14 protein-coding genes and 1 riboswitch are annotated in these 13,124 nt (G+C 73.0%); of the genes, 4 read left to right on the top strand and 10 right to left on the bottom strand.

Going from position 1 to position 13,124, the window contains the following annotated elements; all coding sequences use genetic code 11:
- Positions 1–61: 61 nt before the first annotated feature.
- The 3 genes from glyA to G443_RS08625 all read right to left on the bottom strand — a co-directional run bounded on the left by glyA (position 62) and on the right by G443_RS08625 (position 3,915).
- The gene (gene glyA / locus G443_RS08615; protein WP_211237534.1) at positions 62–1,330 is read right to left on the bottom strand and encodes a serine hydroxymethyltransferase; all 1,269 of its coding nucleotides are present in this window, start codon (positions 1,328–1,330) and stop codon (positions 62–64) included.
- 28 nt (positions 1,331–1,358) lie between these two features.
- Positions 1,359–1,442: riboswitch (ZMP/ZTP riboswitch) on the bottom strand.
- Between the two features lie 266 nt (positions 1,443–1,708).
- Positions 1,709–3,268, bottom strand: coding sequence for a glycoside hydrolase family protein (locus tag G443_RS08620; RefSeq protein WP_245588802.1), 1,560 nt, complete (start codon positions 3,266–3,268; stop codon positions 1,709–1,711).
- Positions 3,269–3,468: 200 nt separating this feature from the next.
- Positions 3,469–3,915, bottom strand: a complete 447-nt coding sequence (locus G443_RS08625) for a hypothetical protein (protein ID WP_026418879.1) — start codon at positions 3,913–3,915, stop codon at positions 3,469–3,471.
- A gap of 74 nt (positions 3,916–3,989) precedes the next feature.
- Between G443_RS08625 and G443_RS08630 the strand changes: the two genes are divergently transcribed.
- A complete protein-coding gene (locus G443_RS08630; protein ID WP_026418880.1) occupies positions 3,990–4,817 on the top strand; it encodes a hypothetical protein in 828 nt (275 codons plus the stop codon).
- Positions 4,814–5,185 carry a GntR family transcriptional regulator gene (locus G443_RS08635; RefSeq protein WP_026418881.1) on the top strand — a complete coding sequence of 124 codons (372 nt, stop codon included), beginning with the start codon at positions 4,814–4,816 and terminating at the stop codon, positions 5,183–5,185. Before G443_RS08630 ends, G443_RS08635 begins: the two co-directional genes overlap by 4 nt.
- A 62-nt stretch (positions 5,186–5,247) precedes the next feature.
- On the opposite strand, the gene aroQ is transcribed toward G443_RS08635, so the two are convergent.
- Both aroQ and aroB read right to left on the bottom strand, forming a co-directional pair.
- On the bottom strand, positions 5,248–5,688 hold the full coding sequence (gene aroQ, locus G443_RS08640; RefSeq protein WP_026418882.1) for a type II 3-dehydroquinate dehydratase: 441 nt from the start codon (positions 5,686–5,688) through the stop codon (positions 5,248–5,250).
- Entirely contained in the window at positions 5,685–6,791 is a 1,107-nt protein-coding gene (gene aroB, locus G443_RS08645) for a 3-dehydroquinate synthase (RefSeq protein ID WP_026418883.1), read from the bottom strand. Before aroB ends, aroQ begins: the two co-directional genes overlap by 4 nt.
- A 504-nt stretch (positions 6,792–7,295) precedes the next feature.
- Here aroB and G443_RS08650 point away from each other — a divergent pair.
- Positions 7,296–8,240 (top strand): N-acetylmuramoyl-L-alanine amidase, encoded by a 945-nt coding sequence (locus G443_RS08650; protein WP_051313962.1) that lies wholly within the window; start codon positions 7,296–7,298, stop codon positions 8,238–8,240.
- An 18-nt stretch (positions 8,241–8,258) separates the two neighbouring features.
- On the opposite strand, the gene G443_RS08655 is transcribed toward G443_RS08650, so the two are convergent.
- The 5 genes from G443_RS08655 to G443_RS08675 form a co-directional block, all read right to left on the bottom strand.
- On the bottom strand, positions 8,259–8,780 hold the full coding sequence (locus G443_RS08655) for a shikimate kinase (RefSeq protein WP_030106317.1): 522 nt from the start codon (positions 8,778–8,780) through the stop codon (positions 8,259–8,261).
- A gap of 1 nt (position 8,781) precedes the next feature.
- Complete coding sequence (aroC, locus tag G443_RS08660) at positions 8,782–9,966, bottom strand: chorismate synthase (protein ID WP_026418885.1); 1,185 nt, start codon at positions 9,964–9,966, stop codon at positions 8,782–8,784.
- Between the two features lie 63 nt (positions 9,967–10,029).
- Positions 10,030–10,671 (bottom strand): prepilin peptidase, encoded by a 642-nt coding sequence (locus G443_RS08665; protein WP_035292120.1) that lies wholly within the window; start codon positions 10,669–10,671, stop codon positions 10,030–10,032.
- 56 nt (positions 10,672–10,727) lie between these two features.
- On the bottom strand, positions 10,728–11,183 hold the full coding sequence (locus tag G443_RS08670; RefSeq protein WP_026418887.1) for a PTS sugar transporter subunit IIA: 456 nt from the start codon (positions 11,181–11,183) through the stop codon (positions 10,728–10,730).
- Positions 11,180–11,416, bottom strand: a complete 237-nt coding sequence (locus G443_RS08675) for a PTS sugar transporter subunit IIB (RefSeq protein ID WP_026418888.1) — start codon at positions 11,414–11,416, stop codon at positions 11,180–11,182. The genes G443_RS08670 and G443_RS08675 overlap by 4 nt, the downstream gene beginning before the upstream one ends.
- Before the next feature lie 282 nt (positions 11,417–11,698).
- Here G443_RS08675 and G443_RS08680 point away from each other — a divergent pair, with 282 nt between their 5' ends.
- Positions 11,699–13,066 carry a PTS transporter subunit EIIC gene (locus tag G443_RS08680; RefSeq protein ID WP_081715438.1) on the top strand — a complete coding sequence of 456 codons (1,368 nt, stop codon included), beginning with the start codon at positions 11,699–11,701 and terminating at the stop codon, positions 13,064–13,066.
- Positions 13,067–13,124 lie beyond the last annotated feature (58 nt).

Genomic DNA, 13,124 nt, shown 5'->3' on the forward strand with positions numbered 1-13,124 from the left:
GGAACGCCCGAGGAGGAGCGGCGCGGTCGGCCCCCGCCACGCGGGGGCCGACCGGGAGGGTTCACGCCCAGCCGGGCATCGGGTAGCCGGACAGCAGTTCGGAGATCTCGGCGGACACGGTGGGCAGCACCTCGCCCTGCTCGCCCTTGGCGGTCGCCGTCACCACGGTGTCGATCCACTCCGCGACCCGGGGCATCTGCTCGGGCCGCAGGCCCCTCGTGGTGATCGCGGCGGTCCCGAGCCGGACCCCGGACGGGTCGAAGGGCTTGCGGGGGTCGAAGGGCACGGTGTTGTAGTTGAGCTCGATCCCCGCCTCGTCGAGCGCCTTGGCGGTGGGCTTGCCCGCCACGCCCTTGCTGGTGAGGTCCACCAGGATCAGGTGGTTGTCCGTGCCGCCGGACACCAGGTCGAAGCCGCGCTCGACGAGCGCCTCCGCCAGCGCCCTGGCGTTGGCGACCACCGTGTGGGCGTACTCACCGAAGGCGGGCGCCGAGGCCTCCCGCAACGCCACGGCGATCGCCGCGGTGGTGTGGTTGTGCGGCCCGCCCTGGAGACCGGGGAACACCGCCTTGTCGAGTGCCTTGGCGTGCTCCGCCGTCGACATCAGCATCGCGCCACGCGGACCCCGCAGCGTCTTGTGCGTCGTCGTGGAGATCACGTCGGCGTGCCCCACCGGGGACGGGTGCGCCCCACCGGCGATCAGGCCGGCGATGTGCGCGATGTCGGCGACCAGCACCGCGCCGACCTCCCTGGCGATCTCGGCGAACGCCGGGTAGTCGATGGTGCGGGGGATGGCGGTGCCGCCGCAGAAGATCAGCTTGGGGCGGTGTTCCCTGGCGAGGTCGCGCACCTCGTCCATGTCGACCCGGCCGGTGTCGGCACGGACCCCGTAGCGCACGCTGCTGAACCACTTGCCGGTGGCCGACACGCTCCACCCGTGGGTCAGGTGACCCCCGAAGGGCAGCCCCATGCCCATCACCGTGTCGCCGGGCTTGGCGAAGGCGAGGTACACGGCCAGGTTGGCCGGCGAACCCGAGTAGGGCTGGACGTTGGCGTGCTCGACGCCGAACAGCTCCTTCGCCCGGTCGACGGCGAGCGTCTCGACGGGGTCGATGAACTGCTGGCCCTCGTAGTAGCGGCGACCGACGTAGCCCTCGGAGTACTTGTTGGTCAGCACGGTGCTGGAGGCCTCCAGCACCGCCTGGGAGACGTAGTTCTCGGAGGCGATCAGGCGGAGCTTGTCGAACTGGCGCTGGGCCTCCCCCTCCACGAGGTGGGCGATCTCCGGATCGGTGGCGGCCAGGCTGGGCAGTGGCGGCTGGTGCATCAGGGCTCCTGGGGGGTTCGTTCGTACCTGGCCCCGGCACCCAGGCGCGCGGCGCCGGGATCTTCGCTCCACGGTGGTCGTTTCCACCTCGTACACGCCAGTCGCGACGGCGCGAGGATAACGCACCGCGCGGTGGCCGCCGGCGGTCAGTCCAGCCCGTTCCCGCTGGCCGGGAAGCATGCCGCGAGCCGAGGCCCGTGCTCCTCACCGGCCCGCGCGCGGACCCGACCGGCCGAGGGCGGGAAGCCGGGGACACCCTCGGGGCGGCGGGACGGCGGCAGGACCCGGCGAGGCACCCGGCCGCGCGAGGAGCCCCGACCGGGATCCCGGCCGGGGCGGCCGCTCGACCGGGAGGGGTCGACGGCGGCGGAACCCGCCGCCTCAGCGGCTACCGGCGTGCAGCACCGCTCCCAGCTCGTGCCGTTCCCAACGCTCGACGGAGGTGTCGACGATGGTGGAGTCGTTCAGCTCCGCCACCTCCGGATCGACCACCGGCCACAGCCGGTCGTCCTCGAGCAGCAGGGCCAGCGGGCGGTCGGGCGCGTTGACCACCGTCGCACCGGGGTTCACCCGCGCGATCACGGGGAGCCCTTCCAGCGCCGGCACCCGCTCGTCCAGCACCCGCACCGCCAGCCGCTCGGCCACCGACCGGCGTTCGACCCGGACGAGCGCCCCGTCGACCACCAGGTCGACGGTCCGTTCGGGGGAGGGCACGGCGAACCCGTCGAGGACGGCGGCGGCGCGGTCCTGATCGCGACACCCGTCGATGCCGTGGATGTCGAGGCCGAAGTGGGCGATGCCGGTGGGCGCGGTCTCCTCCGTCGTCGCCCGGAGCAGGTCGATCGGAACCCGACCGCAGGGATCGGTGACGCTGGTGGGAGCGTGGCCGAGCGGGTCGCGCACCAGGCCCGGTCCCTCCCGCCAGGGCCCCTCGACGAGGATGCGTTGGTAGGGGTGGTACCGGAACTCCCGGTCCCAGAAGGTGATCGAGGTGCCGGTCTCGGTCTGGTGGGCGATGGCGAAGGCGTCCAACGCCTCCACCCACATCCAGTCGGCGCTGAAGGCGTCCACCACGGAGAAGGTGCGGGGCTCGGCGGCGGAGGCCACCGGGCGGAAACCGTCCTCGGTCAGGGCCTGGAGATCGGTGCGGAACTCGGGGTCGCGCGCCCGGAGGACGAACTGGCCGGCCCCGTTCCAGCCGGCGGCGGCGGCCGTGGTGTCGGTGAACATCACGTGGAACCAGCCGTCGAGGTGGAGGACGGCGGGCTGGCCCGCGCCGTAGGCGTTGTCCCGGATCTCGTCCTCGGCCGCGGTCACCACCGGCTGCCCCTCGGCGAGCCGCGTCCAGCTCAGACCGTCGTGGCTGCTGGCCACCCCGATCGCGTTGCCGTCGGCGTGGTCACCCGGCGCGCCCGTGTAGTAGAGGTAGTAGACGCCGTCGACCTTGATGACGGACGGATCGCAGGTGTGCATCCCGTCGAAACCGCCGGGGTTGCCCGAGAAGACGGCGACCGCCGGGCTCCCGTCGGCGGCGCGGTACTGACCGCCCGGTTCGGTGGCCTCCGCGTGGAGGATGTCGTCCCCCGGCGGCGGGGAGTACGGCACCTGGCTGCACCACCAGGCCCGGTACCGCCCGCCGTCGCGCAACACGGTGGGGCCGTAGTTGTAGGGGGCGCTGGCCCCTCCCGAGGCGACGACGCCGGGGCTCGACCGGTGGGCGTCGGTGGCCAGCGGCACCGGTTCGGCCGGCGGCTCGTCCCCCTCGGCGGGCACCACGAGGGGTTCGACGGCGTCGACGTGGACCGATGGGGAGCCCTCGGCACCGGTGCACCCGACGAGCAGCGTGACGGCGGCGAACCCGGCGCACAGCCGGCCCAGGTGGACGGCCCCCGTCCGGCGTCCCACCGACGGCCCGCGCTTCTCGGTCAACCAACCGGGCAACGCCAAACCCCTTCGCGCTCGCCGCGACCCGGAGGAACCAGACCGGGCCCCCGGAACGGACGACCCGGGCAGCGTCAGTCTAGAGAGGGCCCGAGGCGCGCCGGGACACCTTCACCGACTTGTGGGCGAGTCCGATCCGTTCGACCTGACCAGGCCCGGTTCGCAGGGAGCCGGCGCGGCCCAGGACGACCGGCCGTGGCTCACTCTGCGCAGGGACCGGCGGGGTCGACCTCGGCCAGCACCGCCTCGGGCACCACGAGGGGGAACTCCAGCACGTTCATGCCGAGCGCGGGCGCGCTGGCGAGGACCTCCACCCCTCCCCCCTCCGAGGGCGGGCAGCCCGTCAGCGGCAGTGCGACGCGCGCGGCTCCCCCGGCGGCGATCACCCCGACCTCGGATGGGGGTTCCTCGGCCCTCGGTTCCGCCCCCGCCCACGTCACCCGGCGTACGACGGTCTCCAGGGGTCCACCGTTGGCGACCTCGAGTTCGAGGGCTGGGGCGTCCGTGCCGCTGACTCCCACCACCTCCACCGACAGGTGGGGCCAGAACACGCCGGCCCACCAGAACAGCACGCCCACGGCCCCGGTTCCCAGCACCGCGCCCAGCGCGCCGAGCACCCTGCGCCGCGCGCCCCAGTTCGTCTCCACCTCGGAGCTCCTCACCGTCCACCGCCCATGTGAGCTAATGTATCAACTCGATGATACACCGAGGGAGGAACACCGTGCCCGACGCCAACTCGATCGCGCTCCTGCTGGGCCTCACCCTGCTGGTGCCGCTGTGGACCTTCGTCGCCGCCACCCAGCCCATCGCCCGCCGCTCCCTGCGCACGTTCGCCGCGTGGCACAACCTGCCCGCGACGGCGGCGGAGGCCCCCGCGCTGGTCAGCGCCCTCGGTCGGAGCCGTAGGTACGCACTGGTCGGCGGTGGCCTGGGCTGGCTGACCGCTCCCCTGACCCAGGCGCCGGGCACCCGGGCCGTCCTGTTGGGGCTGGCGGGCTCCCTCGGCGGGATCGTGCTGGCCAGCGCGCTGCGGCAGCGGCGCCTCGCCCGACGCCCACCCGACGACCAGCCCCGGGCCGCCCTGCTGGCCCCCCGCCTGGCGGAGCACTACGTCAGCTCGTGGGTTCGGGCCGTGCCCGTGATCGCCCTGAGCTGCACGGCGGTGTTCCTCGTCCTCGCCGTGGCGCTGCCGACGCCCGAGGGGTACTCACCCTGGGCCTCGTTCGCGATCGCCTGCCTCACCATGACCGTGGGCCTGGCCAGCCTGCTCGCCCGACGCCGGCTGCTGGAAAGCCCCGCTCTCGACGGCGAGGACGAGGACCGCGCCGTGGGGGAGTCGATCCGGTCCCACGACGCGCAGCGCCTCACCGCGACCGCCGGAGCCCTGCTGTGCCTGCTGGCGGGCGCGGCGATGCCGCCGGCGGCGGCGCTCCCACCCTGGGCCGGGTGGACGCTGCTCGCGACGGGCACCGCGCTGGCCGGGCTCGCGCTGGCCTGCTGGCTGCACGGCCGCGAGGCACCGCCGGTGCGGGGCAGGATGGCGGCGTGATCCTCGAGATCGACCCGAAGGCGCCGGTTCCCCCGTACGAACAGGTCAGGGCACAGCTCGCCACGGTGATCGACACCGGCGCGCTGCCCGCCGGTTCGCGTCTGCCGAGCATCCGGCAACTGGCCCAGGACCTGGGGATCGCGACCGGGACCGTGGCGCGCGCCTACCGCGAACTGGAGGGGGCGGGCTACCTGTCCAGCCGGGTCGGGAGGGGCACCGTCGTCCTCGACCGCCTCCAGCTCGGTGAGGAGGAACGCGAGGAGCTGGTGCGGGCGGCGGCGCGGGACCTGGTCGCCGCCGCCCGGCGGTGGGGCGTTCCCCCCGACCGGGTGCGCGCCGTGCTCGACGAGGAACTGGACCGGCACTGAGAACGCCGGGCGGCGGGTGCCCGAGCCCCGGGCACCCGCCCTCGGTCGAGGGCCGTGGCCGGCTACGCGCCGGCGGTGAGCTCCTCGGCCAACCAGTCCAGGGCGAGCAGGTACCCGCGCACGCCGAGGCCGGCGATCACCCCGGTGGCGACCGCCGAGAGGTAGCTGTGGTGCCGGAACGACTCCCTGCGGTGCGTGTTGGAGATGTGCAGCTCGATCAGGGGGGCAGTGAGCTGGGCGCAGGCGTCCCGGACCGCGACGGAGGTGTGCGTCCACGCCCCCGCGTTGAGCACCACCGGCGTCCCCGCGTCGGCGGCCTCGTGCAGCCAACCGAGGAGTTCGCCCTCGTGGTCTGTCTGCCGGACCTCCACCTCCAGGCCGCGCTCGGCGCCACGGCCGCGACACCGCTCGACCAGCTCGGCATGGGTGGTGCTGCCGTACACGGCGGGTTCGCGGCGTCCCAGCCTGCCGAGGTTGGGGCCGTTGAGCACGAGGACCCTCACAGCAGGATCCCCCCGCCCCTCTTCCCGCCACCGCTGATCTCGGCGTAGGCGGCGGCCAGCAACGTCGGGTCCGGCCCCTCCAGCCGACCGGGACGGGCCAGGCCGTCGAGCACCACGAAGCGCAGCACCCGCGACCGGGCCTTCTTGTCGCCCCGCATCGACTCCAGCAGCTGGGGGAAGGCGTCCGGGTCGTAGGAGATGGGCAGGCCCAGCGCGGTGAGCACCGACCGGTGCCGCTCCACTGTCTCGTCGTCCAGCCGGCCGGCGAGCCTGGCCAGTTCGGCGGCGAAGACCAGGCCGACGCTGACGGCGGCGCCGTGCCGCCAGCGGTAGCGCTCACGGCGCTCGATGGCGTGGCCGAGGGTGTGCCCGTAGTTCAGGACCTCCCGGTGGTGGGACTCCCGGAGGTCGGCGGCGACCACGTCGGCCTTCACCTGGACCGACCGGCGCACCAGCTCACCGAGCACGTCCCCCTGGGGGTCGGTGGCGGCGGCCGGGTCCGCCTCGATGAGGCGCAGGATCTCGGGATCGGCGATGAAGCCGGCCTTGACCACCTCGGCCATGCCCGCCAACAGTTCGTTCCTCGGCAGGCTGTCCAGCGTGGTCAGGTCGACGAGCACCTCACCGGGTTCGTGGATCGCGCCCACCAGGTTCTTGCCCGCGTCGGTGTTGATGCCCGTCTTGCCGCCCACGGCGGCGTCCACCATGCCGAGCAGCGTGGTCGGCACGTGCACGACGCGAACGCCCCGCATCCAGGTCGCGGCGACGAACCCGGCGAGGTCGGTCGCCGCGCCGCCACCCAGGCTCACGACCACGCCGTCCCGGGGCAGGCCGATCCTGCCGAGCACGTCCCAGCAGAACCCCGCCACCGCGAGGCTCTTGCCGTCCTCGGCGTCGGGGGTCTCCACCCGGTGCGCGTCGACGCCAGCGGCGACGAGGTCCTCCCGAACGGCCTCGGCGGTCGCGGCCAGGCTCGGCTGGTGCACGATCGCCGCGACGGGCGCGTCGCGCACGGCCTCGACCAGCTCACCCAACAGTCCACGACCGATCACCACGTCGTAGGGGGCGGCCGTGGCCACCCGCACCCGTACCGGTTCCGTCATCACGCTCCCTCGTGGTCCGGGGCGCGGCCGGGCCCCCGTGCGCGCCACCCGTCTCTCCCGAACCAGCATTTCACCCGGTGCGGGGCGCCCGCCGGCCGGCCCCGCGCCGCCCGGGCCCCTGCCGGCACCCGCACGGCGGACCAGACTCGGTCTCCCGACCGGGCGGATACCGCCCATCGGGGGACAACAATTCGCGCGTTCATCGCAACCCGTACGTCATTTTCGGACAGCCGCTGCACAGAGTCAGAGGAAAGGGGAGGAAATTGACCTGAAAGGGAGAGGACACCGTGATCGATTTTTGGCAGACTGACAACGGCAACCATCCGCAGCCGGTCAACCGGGAACGTCGACACCGACAACCAACCGGACGGGGGAGGGCGTCGCCGCCGTTCCCGCATTTCCGCACGGGTCCCACCAATCAGGGCGATCGGGCGCGCCAGCGCTGCCTCAGGGCCACGACGTGCCACGTCCGTCCAGCCCCCGTCCCCGACTCGAGGTGATCCGATGGCGTACGCGACCTGGCTGGCCGACGCCCTGCGCGCCCAGGGACTGCGGGTGCACGAGGAGGGCGGCTGGACCAGCCGAGGACACGGGCAGCTCAGCGCGATCAGAGGCGTCATGCTGCACCACACCGCCGGCGCCGCGACCGGCAACTTCCCCTCGCTCGGGGTGGTGCGCGACGGCACCGGCTCCCTGGCCGGTCCGCTGGCCAACCTGGGCCTCGCCCGCGACGGCACCTGGTTCGTCATCGCCGCCGGACTCGCCTACCACGCGGGCGCGGGTGGTCCCTGGCGCGATGTCGCCGCCAACGCGGGCAACCAGCACCTGTTGGGGATCGAGGCGGAGAGCGTGGGCACCAGGAACGACTGGACCGAGGCCCAGCTGGACTCCTACCCCCGCGGGGTGGCCGCGCTGCTGGCGCACCTGCGGATGGGCGCCGACCGGGTCGTCGCCCACAAGGAATGGGCGCCGACGCGGAAGATCGACCCCGCGCACTGGCCAGGGGACATTCCCGGTTTCCGGGACTCGGTAGCCCGCATTCTCGAAGGAGACACCGTGAACTGGTCGCAGACCTGGACCAATCCCGTCACCGGAACCACCGAACCGGCGTCGGTGACCCTCCGGTACATGGAGGACCGCATCGTCAAAAGGCTGAGCGGCGCGATCGCCAACGCCGGTCTCGACTCGACGGTGAGCAACCCCGTGGTGAACACCACCGAGAAGGCGCGGACCGCCATCGGTTACGCGGAACAGCGCATCATCAACGGCGTGGTGCGGTCGGTGGCCAGCCTGTTGGACGGCCAGCAGACCGAGCCGGCCACCCCGGAGGCCATCGCGAACGCCCTCGCACCGCTGATCACCTCGGCCGTCACCGACGCGCTCGGCCAGGACAACGAGGAACAGGCCAACGCGATCGTCGAAGCGCTCGCCAGGAGACTGGCCGAGTAACCGGAGTGGACCGGCTCCTCAGCCGGTGCCCGTCAGCTCCGCCACGACGAGGTCGACGACCCGCGTCGGCTCGATCCCGTCCGTGCTGATCTCGATGGTGGCGACCTCCCGGTACAGCGGCAGCCGCGCTTCCAGCAGCGCGCGGAAGGTGGCCCGGGGGTTCAGACCGGCCAGCAGCGGGCGGGCGGTGGACAGCCCGGTGCGCCGGGCTCCCTCGGCGAGGCCGACGTTGAGGAACACGACGCGGTGGTCGGCGAGCAGCGCCCTCGTGCCGGGAGCGAGCACCGCACCGCCGCCGAGCGCCAGCACCCCGTCGTGCTCGACGAGGGCCCGGCGGACGGCCTCCTCCTCCAACTTCCGGAAGGCGGGTTCGCCGTCCTCGGTGAAGATGTCGCCGATGGCCTTGCCGGTGGCCGCGACGATGTCCTCGTCGACATCACGGAAGGGCACCCCCAGCCGCTCGGCGGCGAGTCGACCGACGGTGGTCTTCCCCGCGCCGGGAGGGCCGACGACCACCAGGACGGGTTGGACGCCGGTCATCTCAGCCACGCTCCAGTTCGACGAGGTAGGCGCGCGCGTTGCGGGTCGTCTCGGCCAGCGAGTCGCCGCCGAACTTCTCGAGCGCCGCGTCGGCCAACACCAGCGCCACCATCGACTCGGCGACGACACCCGCCCTCGGCACCGCGCAGATGTCCGACCGTTGGTGGATCGCCTGCGCCGGCTCGCCCGTGGTCACGTCCAGGGTGGCCAGGGGCCGGGGGACCGAGGAGATGGGTTTCATCGCCACCCTCGCCCGCAGCGGTTCCCCGTTGCTGATGCCCCCCTCGACGCCGCCGGCCCGGTTGCTGCGGCGACGCACGCCGGTCCCGGTGGGCACCGGGTCGATCTCGTCGTGGGCCTGGCTGCCCCGGCGGCGGGCCGTGGCGAAGCCGTCACCGATCTCCACGCCCTTCATCGCCTGGATCCCCATCAACGCGCCGGCGAGCCTGGCGTCGAGCCGCCGGTCGGCGTGCACATGGGACCCGAGACCGGCCGGCAGGCCGTAGGCGATGACCTCGATGACGCCACCGAGGGTGTCCCCGTCCTTCTTCGCGGCCTCCACCTCGGCCATCATCGCCTCGGTCGCGTCGGCGTCGAAGCAACGCACCGGGTTCTCGTCGATGGCGGCGAGGTCCTCCGGGCCGGGCAGCAGATCGCTGGTGGACTCGGCGGGGCCGATGGACAGCACGTGGCTGACGATCTCGACGCCCAGCGCCTGGCGGAGGAACTGCCGGCACACCGTGCCGAGCACGGTCCTGGCGGCGGTCTCCCGTGCGCTCGCCCGTTCCAGGACGGGACGGGCCTCGTCGAAGCCGTACTTCTGCATCCCGGCCAGGTCGGCGTGACCGGGGCGGGGCCGGGTCAGCGGCTTGTTGCGGGCGAGCCCGGCCAACACGTCCTCGTCGACCGGGTCGGGGGACATCACCTGTTCCCACTTCGGCCACTCGGTGTTGCCGATGCGCACCGCGACCGGGCCGCCCTGGGTCAGACCGTGCCGCACCCCGCCGATGATCTCGATGTCGTCGGCCTCGAAGGACATCCTCGGACTGCGGCCGAAGCCGAGCCGACGTCGGGCGAGCTGCTCGTTCAGGTCGGTGGTGGTGACGCCCACCCCCGCCACCATGCCCTCGAGCACCCCGACCAGGGCGGGACCATGCGACTCACCAGCGGTCATCCAGCGCAACACGCGCCGATCCTGCCATGTCCGGCCTCGCTCACCCCTTCCGGGCGGCGGGTGGGCGGTACGGGCTCAACCGAACACCGGCCAGGCCGTCACCAGCCACGCGCACCCGAGCATCGGCAGCCCGTGCGGCAGGGTGGCTCGCGGGCCGCACCCGACGAGCAGGGCCAGCACCCCCGCCAGCCCGGTCACCAGCACCGCGCCGAGCGCCCCGAGCAGCAACGCCGGCCAGGACACCGCAGCCAGCACGGTGCCGGTGCTGGCTGCGAGCTTGACGTCCCCAAGGCCCAGTGCCCCGGGTGCGCACCGGTGCGCCACCAGGTAGAGACCGGTGAGCAGGATTCCCCCCAGCGCCGCGCGGGCGAGCATGTCGGGATCCGGGGCGAGGGCACCGGCGAACCAGACGACGACCAGGGCGGCGGGCACCGCGGGCAGGGTCAGCGCGTCGGGCAGCCGCCGGTCGGTGAGGTCGGTGGCGGCGAGGAGCACGGCGAGCCAGCCGAGGGCGAGTGGGACGGGCAACCACCACCAGGGCAGGTCGCCAGTGGCCGACCGGAGCAGGGCCGCCGCCCACAACGCGGCGAGCGCGAGCTCGCACCACGGCGCTGGCACCCGGATCCCCCGGGGTGGCCGGCGGAGGAGCCGCCGGCCGAGGGTGGCGGCTCCCCCGCCCAGGGCCGCCCCCAGCGCGAGGTGGACGGCGAGGAGCACCGGCGCAGCCTCGCCGGTCCCGGCGTCCCGGGGCTATCCCACGGAGGGGTGATTCCTCAGCGATTCCAGGTGAACAGGGCCGCACCGCTCTCGACGGTGCGGGGCACGACGAGGTCGGACAGGTCCTCCGCCGTCGCGTCCAACGCGATCACCGGGCAGGTCGAGGAGTAACCGGCCTCCCGGACCGCGTCCGGTTCCCACTCGACGATCGGCTGACCGGCTCGCACCTTCTCCCCCTTGACGACGCGCAGGGTGAAGCCCTCACCTCGAAGTTTCACCGTGTCGATCCCGAGGTGCACCAACACGCCCAGGCCGTCGTCACCGGCGATGACGAAGGCGTGGGGGTGCAGGGTGGCGACGGTGCCGCCGATCGGGGCGCGCACCTCGGTGGACTCGGGGTGGGGCTCGATGGCCACCCCCGGGCCCACCATCGCTCCGGCGAAGACCGGGTCCGGGACGGCGGAGAGCGGCACGACCTCCCCGGCGAGGGGGGCGGCCACCTGGAGGGTCACAGCAGGTCCTCGATGTCGCTGGCGATGGTGTCGGCGTCCGGGCCGACGACGATCTGCACCGCGCCACCAGCGCGGAGCACGCCGTGCACGCCGAGCGCGCGCAACGCGGGCTCGTCGATCAGGGCCGCGTCCCGCACCTCGCACCGCAACCGGGTGATGCAGGGTTCGATCTCAACCACGTTGTCCGCGCCGCCGATCGCCGTGAGGATCGCGCTCGCCTTGTCCTGGGACACCTGTTGCCTCCTCGTGCCAGTGCCTGCCGTCAGGAGATCACGCGTGCCGCGTGAACGCCATGACGACCCGTGACGGACCGATCACTTTGATGGTTGACACCCGATCACGGTGAGAGGATTCTCACTCCACCGAGTGGTCTGGACCAGACGGTAGCAAGCTGGCGCGGGCGGACAACCCTCACTCACACGGGTGAGTCGGTGGCCGGGTGCCCCGCGAGGGTCAAGGCTCGGCGCAAGGTCAGTGACGACCGTGTGGAAGGTAGGGACTGTGGGAGGTAGGGGATGAGCACCACGTCCGACACCAGGACCGCTGACTTCCGAACGAAGGCGTTCGGGGTCGCCCAGCGGCTGGGGCGCAGCCTGATGCTGCCGATCGCGGTGCTGCCGGCGGCGGCACTGCTGGCGCGGCTGGGTTACCAGGACGGCTCGGGGCAGGGCCAGGGTGAACTGGTCGCCGCGATACCCGGGGAGTTCTTCGACCGGGTGGCGGCTGTCATGGGGGCGGCCGGGAACTCGCTGTTCGACTACCTGCCCCTGCTGTTCGCGCTGGGGGTGGCCATCGGCTTCGCGAAGAAGTCGGACGGCTCCACCGCGCTCTCGGCCGTCGTGGGCTACCTGGTCCTGCACAACGTGCTCTGGGCCCTGCTGGACCCCGAGCTCACCGACGGCAAGAGTTTCAACAACGGGCCGTACGGCGTGCTCGGCGGCATCGTCTCCGGGCTGATCGCGGCCGGGCTCTGGCAACGCTTCCACCGCATCAAGCTGCCGACCTACCTGGCCTTCTTCGGCGGCCGCCGGTTCGTACCCATCATCACGGCCTTCACCATGGTGCTGGTCGGCGTGCTGATGGCGCTGATCTTCACCGGGTTCAACGCGGGTCTGACCTGGGTGGGCGAGGCGGTCGCCGGGTCCACGGTGGTGGGTGCGGGCGCCTACGGTGTGCTGAACCGGTTCCTGCTCCCGTTCGGCCTACACCACATCGGCAACTCCTTCGTGTGGTTCATCTTCGGTGACCACGAGGGCACCTCCGGCGACCTGAACAGGTTCTTCGCCGGCGACCCGACCGCCGGGACGTTCATGTCCGGCTTCTTCCCGATCTTCATGTTCGCCCTGCCGGCGGCGGCGCTGGCGATCTACCACACCGCGCGGGCCTCCCAGCGCAAGCTGGTGGGCGGTCTGATGCTCTCGGCCGCGCTCGCCTCCTTCCTCACCGGCGTCACCGAGCCACTGGAGTACGCCTTCGTCTTCGTCGCCTGGCCGCTGCTGGTGGTGCACGCCCTCCTCACCGGGCTGTCGATGGCCGTCACCAACGCGCTCGGTGTGCACCACGGCTTCGGGTTCTCCGCCGGTGCGATCGACTACGTGCTGAACTGGGGCATCGCCACCAGGCCCTGGCTGATCATCCCGATCGGGCTGGCGTTCGCCGTCGTGTACTACCTGGTCTTCCGCTGGGTCATCACACGGTGGAACCTCGCGACGCCAGGACGGGAGCGGGACGAGGAACCGGAGGGCGCGGCGGCGTCCCCGCCCGACGAGGGCGAGCGGCCCACGCCACTCGCCGAGGGGGTGGCCGGCGGCGACGGGGCGAGCGCGCCGTCCACCACGACGCCCGCGAAGGGCGAGACCGGCCGCTCCCCCGCCACGGACTGACCCGTACACCGCGCCAACGGGTCACGCGGAACGGCCCGCCGACCGTCGAGGTCGGCGG

The sequence above is a fragment of the Actinoalloteichus caeruleus DSM 43889 genome (genome assembly GCF_000429185.2).
Lineage (GTDB): Bacteria > Actinomycetota > Actinomycetes > Mycobacteriales > Pseudonocardiaceae > Actinoalloteichus_B > Actinoalloteichus_B caeruleus.

Excerpts from the sequence above, each read along its gene's own strand:
- aroB (WP_026418883.1), bottom strand. The coding sequence starts at position 6,791 with ATGACGGAACCGGTACGGGTGCGGGTGGCCACGGCCGCCCCCTACGAC.
- G443_RS08650 (WP_051313962.1), top strand. The coding sequence starts at position 7,296 with ATGGCGTACGCGACCTGGCTGGCCGACGCCCTGCGCGCCCAGGGACTG.
- G443_RS08655 (WP_030106317.1), bottom strand. The coding sequence starts at position 8,780 with ATGACCGGCGTCCAACCCGTCCTGGTGGTCGTCGGCCCTCCCGGCGCG.
- G443_RS08680 (WP_081715438.1), top strand. The coding sequence starts at position 11,699 with ATGAGCACCACGTCCGACACCAGGACCGCTGACTTCCGAACGAAGGCG.